Below are 8,244 nucleotides of genomic sequence, written 5' to 3'. Positions count from 1 at the left end.
CCTTCCCATCCCGAACAGGACAGTGAAACGCTTCTGCGCCGATGATAGTGCGGATTCCCGTGTGAAAGTAGGACATCGTCAGGCTATTAAACCGAAACGCCCAGTCGTAATGATTGGGCGTTTTTTTTGCCTAAAAACTTCTCTCCGTTTTAGGTGTTCCTGACGGTTAACCCGTCGCGTGATGCGGCGCCGGATTTGACCAATTCCAGTGTCAACTGATCGATCCATTGAGGAAAATCAATGTTGAAAACGTGCTGGGCGTGAAGGAGCCTGAAATAGGGCGATGAAAGGGCCCAGGCAGTAAATAGGGGCAGTTCAATAGCCTGAGCTTCAAGCAGCTTAAACTTCAATAGCACTTTGCTCGCATATTTAACATGTCTTGCCGGGTCAGCGACAAAGCCGTCCAAACGTCTACGTGCTGCCGTGATGGCGGTTTTGATGTTCGAAAATGCTGGACCATGACCCGGAATCACTATCTTTGGTGAAAGTGATTCAATCAAGTCAATCGTTTGTCCTACCTCGTCAAATGCATCTGACCCCTCCAGCTCGGGGAACACAACACCGAAACCACTTTCCCATAAAGCATCTGCAGATAGCAAGACACGGGAGCTGGGTTCAAACAGGATGACCGAATGTGGGTCATGGCCAGGTGCGGCGTGAATCTGCCAACTCAGGTCGCCGAGCTTGATCTCAGTTCCTGGCTCCATCACTGAATTGAATTGAAACTGTGGGCAACTTTGCCCGGTTGGGGTGTAAGTAAGGGCTTGCGGGTCCCAACTGCGTACGTGCTCTGACAACCCAGGGGGTATCAGAGTTGTCAGCTCTGGGTAGTGGTCTTGCAGCGCAGCGTTACCACCACAATGATCGCTATGTAAGTGGGTATTTACCAACAGGTTGAGTTGCCGTCCGGCAAGTACTGTTTCGACTAGCGAAATGGTTTGCTTAGCATGCGAAACATAACCGCTGTCAACGAGCGCGCATGAGTCGCGGCCACAGACCAAAATGTTATTCGACGAGAGCCAACCGCGCTCCAAAAGGATGATCCCACCCGGAAGGGTTGGTCGACTAGACATGTGAATTCACAGGCGCAAGGCTATTTCCCAACGCGCAGTTCGCGCCGCAGAACCTTGCCGACGTTGGATTTTGGCAGTTCATCGCGAAACTCAATATATTTCGGTCGCTTGTACCCCGTCAGGTTGTGCTGACAGTACCGGGCGACGTCTTCCTCAGATAAGTGTGGGTTGTCTTTGATCACAAAGACCTTGATGGCTTCGCCCTGTTTCTCATCAGGCACACCGATGACGGCACATTCCACCACGCCATCACACAGTGAAATGATGTTTTCCAACTCGCTTGGAAAAACATTGAAGCCGCTGACCAGAATCATGTCCTTCTTTCGATCGACAATCTTTGTGTAGCCGCGCTCATCCATGATGCCAATGTCTCCCGTGCGCATGAAGCCATCGGGTGTAAATGCATGTTTATTCTCTTCCGGTTGCTTGTAGTAACCCGTCATCACGTTCGGACCTCGAATGCAGATTTCACCGGATTCGCCTTGCGCCAGTGAATTACCTTCGTCATCCTTGATCGCAATGTCGATGCTTGGAAGCGGCAAGCCAATAGTTCCGGAAAATTCCTTCGACAGAACCGGGTTGTTAGTCCCTATTGCGCAGGTTTCGCTCATGCCCCAGCCCTCCACCATTGGGCAGCCGGTAGTTTCCAACCAGTGCTTGGCCGTGCCGGCAGAGGCCGCCATGCCGCCGGCCTGGGACACACAGAGACTGGAAAAATCAACCGACTTGAATTGGGGGTGCTGCAATAATGCGTTGAACAGCGTGTTCACTGCGGGCAGTAAATGAAATGGACGCCGCTTCAACGTGGCGACAAAAGCAGAAAAATCCCGAGGATTGGGAATTAGCGTCAGATGCGAGCCCCAGCGGATCGCCAGAAGAGACAAAGTGAGCGCAAATATGTGATACAGCGGAAGCGCGGCGATGCTATTGCTTTTCCTGATGTCGCCCATGCGTGCAAGCGCGGGTGTAAACCATGCCTCCGCCTGCAAAATGGCTGCAACGATATTACGGTGTGTAAGCACAGCACCTTTGCTCAGCCCGGTCGTGCCACCGGTGTATTGCAAAAATGCAACGGAATCCAGTGTGCTGGCAGCCGACTTGAATGGCATCGACGAACCCTGCGCAATGACCTGCCGGAAAGAAGTTGCGGTTTGCATATCTGACAATATCAGTTTGTAGGCAGGCACCATCTTGGCAAGGTGTCTGACTGCAAACGTGATCCAGCGACCGTACCAAAACCCAAGCAAATCGCCCATCGACGCCACTACAACATGCTTGATCTGCGTGTTCTCAATCACCTCTGCCAGTGTTGCGGCAAAATTTTCAAGAACCACAATGGCGGTTGCGCCGGAGTCCTTGAGTTGGTGCTCCAGTTCGCGGGCAGTGTACAGCGGGTTGACATTGACGCAGGTGAAGCCGGCACGCAAAACGCCTGCCATGGTCACGGGGAACTGGGGAATGTTGGGCAGCATGATCGCCACCCGCGCACCTGGCTCCAATCCTTTACTTTGAAGCCATGCCCCCAGCGCCGCGGAAAGACGGTCAAGCTGCGCATAGCTCATCCAGCTTTCCATACAAACTGAAAAAGGACTGCTTGCATTCTTCTGGAAAGACTCTTCCAGCATGTGGGTTAACGATCGATATTGATCCGGGTTAATGTCATGCGCAACGCCCGCGGGGTAGCTCTTGAGCCAGATTTTTTCCATAGCAATTCCTTTGCGCAGATTTTGAGTCCAGACCAGCTTTTGAGGCTACCGGGGTTGCCCCAGTATCCGGGAGATTTCCGTCTCGCAGGTGACAGTGTCGGCATCAAAAAGCCGGTCAATCAGATCGGTTTCGCGCGTCATGACGGTGGCAAGAAAATGGCGTGCTCCATCGCCTTTGCGACCCATGGCAGCAAAGGTGTCAAAGCCCGCCTCAAGAAACCGCTGCAAAGAACCCATTCCGGCCAGATTTGCCGGTCCACGCATCATCTTCAGCAGCATGCGAAGGCCGTGTGTTCGGGTTAGACGGTCCAGTTCATGACCGATGTTCAACACGGTGCTTAGCTGGGTGTTTCGATCGGAGCGCCGATCGACGGCCCGCCAGGCACGTACGTAGCGCGTTACCTCGGGTGTGTTGTCGTTGCTGATCCAGCTTTGGGCCATTGCCAGGTCCAGATCCTCGGTCAGGCGATGCAATTGCGCCAGCGATACGGCAGTTTCCACCACCTGCTGCGGGAAGAGGCGCTCCAGCGCGGCAGCAATGCGTGCAAATTGAGCATCACGTTCTGCATAGTTCCTCTCACTATAGAGCTCCTCCAAAAAAAATTGAGCGGCAGGCTGGTATTGATCCGAGTGCAGCAGATCGAAGTAGGTGCCTGCAAATCGTCGAGCCTGAAAATTTTTGATGTCGCTAATGGCACGCGCCAGCGCCGGCTTGTCGGCGGCGGTTTGTCGGATCAGCGTTACATGCGTGACCGCGTCGCGAATGATCTGTGTGGCTTCCATATAAACGCCGAGTCTATCTGGGTTATTTGTTTAACATTAGGCTGCCCTGCCCTCGATTTACGCTACCCTTAAGGCATGAATCCGGATGCACAAAAACTCTGGCGCGCACCGCGCTGGGCGCTGGCAGTCTTACTGGCCGTACTGGGCATGCTAGGCCCGTTTTCCATTGACACTTATCTACCTGCTTTTGCGGGTATCGCTGACTCATTGGCAGCGACACCGGTGCAGATGCAGCAGACACTGTCGGCCTATCTGTTTGGTTTTGCTTTCATGAGCCTGTTTCATGGTGCAATCTCTGACAGTCTGGGGCGCCGACCGGTGGTGCTGTGGGGTTTGGCAGCCTTCACGCTGGCGTCGATCGGCTGTGCGGCGTCGCAGAACATTGGTCAGTTGGTATTCTTTCGCGCCATGCAGGGTTTGTCCACTGGCGCGGGTATTGTGGTGGCGCGAGCAGTGGTGCGTGACATGTTTGCGCCGACCCAGGCGCAGAAAGTGATGAGCCAGATCACCATCTATTTTGGTGTTGCTCCGGCTGTAGCCCCCATCATTGGCGGCTGGCTGTTCGTACACTTCAACTGGCATAGCATTTTTTGGTTTTTGACGGCGTTGGGCGTCACCCTCTGGGTGGCCAATTACAAACTGCTGCCTGAGACACTGCACCTCACGCATCGACAGCCGTTCAACGCGCGCAACCTGATGCAGGGCTATTGGCAGCTGGGGTCGGACCCGCGCTTTTTATTGTTGGCGCTGGCCAGCGGGGTGCCATTCAATGGCATGTTCCTTTATGTTTTATCGGCACCAGCTTTTCTGGGTCAACATCTCGGTCTGGCTCCAACCCAGTTTTTCTGGTTTTTTGTGCTCTCGATCGGTGGCATCATGGCCGGCGCCTGGGTCAGTGGTCGGGTGGCTGGTAGGCTGGCACCCAAGCAGCAAATCAAGTATGGATTCTTAATCATGCTGCTGATTGCGATGACCAATCTGGGAGCCAATCTATTGTTCAAGGCCGATGTTTCATGGGCCCTTATTCCGATTGCCATTTTTTCCTTTGGGTGGGCCATGATGGTGCCGGTAGTGACGCTGTTGGTGCTCGATCTTCACCCTGCGCGCCGTGGCATGGCGTCTTCCTTGCAAGCCTTCATCGCCTCAACGGCCAATGGTTTTGTGGCCGGTATCATTGCGCCACTGGTTATGCACTCAACGGTTGCCATGGCAGCGGTTTCGCTGGCCATGATGTGTGTTGGACTGCTCGCCTGGATTTACCTGCGTCGGCGCTGGCCGGACATCGGGCAATACGTTGTCCATCCGTCCCCATGATGGATGGTGCCGGGCTGTCGATTCCTTCCGAACGAGCGGGATTGGCTACTGGAACTTCAGTACCCAACCCCCGATGTGATGACCATCAGGATTGGTTCCCAAGTCAACAATAGTGCGGCTGTCGTCAGATATTCCGGTCGTGCGAGTTAGGAGCCAGCCTCAATCGCAGTTTTGTAACCAAGCAGCGGTCAGCAGATTCTGTTTACCGCCGCTGGAATGCAGTTGCTCAGGAACCAGCCTCCATGAAACCTGGGGCGATTCAACCAAGGAACACTCGCCCTTAGGGGGAGTGTCGTTCACAGTCGAATGGGAGCGGCTCAGCTGGCAACCCTTGTGTAGACCGGAGGGATGCTTTCAAGGGCTTGCCTGGATAACTCTGAAGGCAGGTCGCTGGTCGCGCTGAAGGTAGCTGATGATTCCGGAGATCTGGAAGCCGTTTTCCCGCAGGATTTTTTCGTACCTGGCGTCATCGTCTGCGCTCCAGTAGGCGACACGGATTTCGTGCTTTTGCTGGGCGTGCTTTTGCAGGGTGGCAGATGAAATATCCACCTCATAGAGCCGGAGGTTGGCAGTGAGGAAGCTGAACGGCATGAAGAATCCCCACTCAGGGAAGACGTAGACGATCTTCATTGACGACGTACGCGCATCTTCGGCCATTCGGTTGATGGCATTGGACATCTTGCCGACGCCACCGGTCTGCTCGAGCCGGTGGAAGAAGTCGCTTTGCTGATGTAGGTTGGCCACGGCCATTGCGGCGGTCAGAGCCAGAACGCCATGACCCAGATAGGAGGGACACAGCCAGGATGCTGGTTTTTGCAGCAAGGATTGCAACGTGAGTGCGGCCATGATGTACAAGAGGGGCAGCAACACGGCAAAATGATGTATCCAGATGCGATTGCCCAACAGCAATGAAATGCCGAAATAACAAACAGGCAACCAGACCAATTGCCCAGGCGTGAGTATGCTCAAGCTGTTCGGGCTGGTCGCCTTGGCCGGATCCGGCCGCGATTTGAATCTCCAGGCGGCAACCCACAGCAGACAGGCAGCCAATGCCCAAACCTTGATCTGCGGCCATAGGGCGCCGGGTGATTCGCTGAAGATCATCAGTTCATTGCCCGTGTTTTGCAGGGCGTAGCGGGCATTGCGAAACGAGTTGGAAAGACTCTCCCAGACTGTCAGCTTGGACGACAGTGGGGCAAGGTCGGCGATGGTCTTGGTCAGCCACTGCCACGTGGGTTCAAGGCCGCCCAGAGCGACCATCAGCGACAAATAGCCAGCCACATAGGGCAGCATGCCGATTGCAAAACCCAGCAGCCAGATGGCAACGGTGCGCCAACTGCGGGTGTTGCGCAACCCGCAAGCCAGCACCACGGGAAGGAAGAACAGATACACAAAGTACGCATACACCGCCAGGCCGAAGAACACGCCGGATGCCATCGCGCGCCGCTGCAACGGCGCTGCATTGGGCTTGGGCAGGGCGCAGTAGACCGCACACAAGAGCCAGGCTGTGCCGGCCAGGACGATGTAGAACTGGGTCCGGAACGAGGCAACGAAGGCAACGTCCGTGGCCAGGCCCGCTGCCGCCAGCAAGCCTGGCAGGCGCAAGCCCGTCGCCCGCTTTGTGACGGCATACACCATCCCGACGGTGACCGCGCCAAACAGCGCCTGGGCGATGCGCAGCGCCACAAGGTTCAGGCCAAGGGCGACAAACAGGAGCAAACTGACGTAGAGGTTCTGCACTCCGTGGTACAGATTGCCCAACAAAGGAACGAAGGCGGTGGGCAGCATGGACACGGGGTTGTGCAATGCAGGATTCAGGGCGCGGGCAGCCAGGTATTCCGGGTTGACCGCGTCCATGTACAGGCCAGGCAGGTCGACGTCGTGCAGGATGCCGACCCAGAAGATCAGTTGCAGTAGCGTGAGTGCGAGCAGATCAAGCCAGTCCAGACGCCAGCGCTCAGCCTGCATCGGTGGGCTATAGACCCACCATTTGGCACCGGCAAAATTGGCCACCATACCGATCAGGGAGCCCGCTGCGACGCCCACGACCGGCAACAACGGGTGATAGGGCAACAGCACCATGATCATCGCGTAGGTGCAGAGGTTGAGCAGTCCTCCCAGCGTCATCGCGGCCAGGTAGGCCATGCCCTCGCGGGCAAGCGATGTCTGTTGAGCTGCATCGAAAGTGAAACGCCGGTTCAGCAGCCATGTAACAGCCACCGCGGACAAGAAGGAAAAAATGCGTCCCGAGCCGAAGCCTAGTCCGCATGCCATCAAGGCATAGAGGACGCCGCTGTCCACTAGAAAACCGACTCCGCCGACCACACCGAAGCGCAGCAATTGCGGGGTCATGATTTGGGTTGGAGTGCGTGACTCGCCGCAGGAATGCTGAGATAGGCGAAGCGCTTGGCCTCGATTCGACCGAGCGTCACGGTGTCCAGAACCAGGCCGCAAGTGAGCGACAGGAACCCCAACAATACCAGGGCCGAGCACAGGATGGCGGTCGGCATGCGCGGTACCAGGCCGGTTTCCAGGAAGGTGCTTATGATTGGGATGGCAAGACCCAGCGCGATCAGTTGGCACAGCACAAAACCGATCGAGAAGAAGGCCAAAGGTTTCTCGATCTTGAAAAGTTTCACGATGGCGAGCAAGATTCGCAGCCCGTCGCGGTAGGTGTTGAGCTTGCTGATCGAGCCTTCGGGCCGTGCACCGTAAGCCGTGTTGACTTCGGCGATGGGCATGCGCAGTTCCAGCGCATGGATGGCCAGTTCAGTCTCGGTTTCAAAGCCGCGGGCATGCGCGGGAAACGACTTGACATAACGGCGCGAGAAAACACGGTAGCCAGAAAGCATGTCCTGAAACGCCCGGCCAAAGATCATGGCGACAAAACCTGTCAGCATCCTGTTACCCCAGCGATGGCCCGGCCGGTAGGCGGCAACAGCGTCGGTTACCCGGCTACCGACGACCATGTCCAGGTCACCTTCGATCAGGGTCCGAATCAGTTGCGGGGCTGCAGCGGCGTCATAGGTGGCATCACCGTCCACCATCACGTAGATGTCGGCGTCAATGTCGGCAAACATGCGACGCACCACGTTGCCCTTGCCTTGCAGGTTGACTTGCCAAACTTTTGCACCCGACTCACGCGCCACTTCAACGGTTCGATCTGAAGAATTGTTGTCGAAGACGCAGCACGCGATGTCCGGCAAGGTAGCCTGAAAATCCATGATCACTTTGCGGATCGTTTGCGCTTCGTTATAGCAAGGGACGATCAGCGCGATCCGAAACTTGGTTAGATCAATGGACATATTCGCAGGGAACATGATGAAGGCATGATTTCAACGTGAAAAGTCTCAGTGTAGTCGGTATAT

6 protein-coding genes are annotated in these 8,244 nt (G+C 55.7%); 1 reads left to right on the top strand and 5 read right to left on the bottom strand.

What is annotated here, in order from left to right; genetic code table 11:
• Nucleotides 1-149: 149 nt before the first annotated feature.
• Genes PHS32_RS08170 through PHS32_RS08160 form a run of 3 tightly spaced genes read right to left on the bottom strand, consistent with a single transcriptional unit; the run spans nt 150 to nt 3,562 of the window.
• Nucleotides 150-1,073: an MBL fold metallo-hydrolase gene (locus PHS32_RS08170; RefSeq protein ID WP_301078425.1), complete on the bottom strand. Its 924-nt coding sequence runs from the start codon at nt 1,071-1,073 to the stop codon at nt 150-152.
• A gap of 20 nt (nt 1,074-1,093) precedes the next feature.
• The gene (locus tag PHS32_RS08165; protein ID WP_301078424.1) at nt 1,094-2,779 is read right to left on the bottom strand and encodes an AMP-binding protein; all 1,686 of its coding nucleotides are present in this window, start codon (nt 2,777-2,779) and stop codon (nt 1,094-1,096) included.
• A gap of 45 nt (nt 2,780-2,824) precedes the next feature.
• Nucleotides 2,825-3,562 (bottom strand): hypothetical protein, encoded by a 738-nt coding sequence (locus PHS32_RS08160; RefSeq protein ID WP_301078423.1) that lies wholly within the window; start codon nt 3,560-3,562, stop codon nt 2,825-2,827.
• Between the two features lie 75 nt (nt 3,563-3,637).
• Here PHS32_RS08160 and PHS32_RS08155 point away from each other — a divergent pair, with 75 nt between their 5' ends.
• The gene (locus PHS32_RS08155; protein WP_301078422.1) at nt 3,638-4,876 is read left to right on the top strand and encodes a multidrug effflux MFS transporter; all 1,239 of its coding nucleotides are present in this window, start codon (nt 3,638-3,640) and stop codon (nt 4,874-4,876) included.
• 354 nt (nt 4,877-5,230) lie between these two features.
• Here PHS32_RS08155 and PHS32_RS08150 read toward each other — a convergent pair whose 3' ends face one another.
• Together PHS32_RS08150 and PHS32_RS08145 are read right to left on the bottom strand one after the other, a co-directional pair.
• Entirely contained in the window at nt 5,231-7,228 is a 1,998-nt protein-coding gene (locus tag PHS32_RS08150; RefSeq protein WP_301078421.1) for a GtrA family protein, read from the bottom strand.
• Complete coding sequence (locus tag PHS32_RS08145) at nt 7,225-8,181, bottom strand: glycosyltransferase family 2 protein (RefSeq protein ID WP_301078420.1); 957 nt, start codon at nt 8,179-8,181, stop codon at nt 7,225-7,227. The genes PHS32_RS08150 and PHS32_RS08145 overlap by 4 nt, the downstream gene beginning before the upstream one ends.
• Nucleotides 8,182-8,244: the final 63 nt, after the last annotated feature.

The sequence above is a fragment of the Rhodoferax sp. genome (genome assembly GCF_028714215.1).
GTDB lineage: Bacteria > Pseudomonadota > Gammaproteobacteria > Burkholderiales > Burkholderiaceae_C > Rhodoferax.
This window is presented reverse-complemented; position numbering and strand designations above follow the sequence as displayed.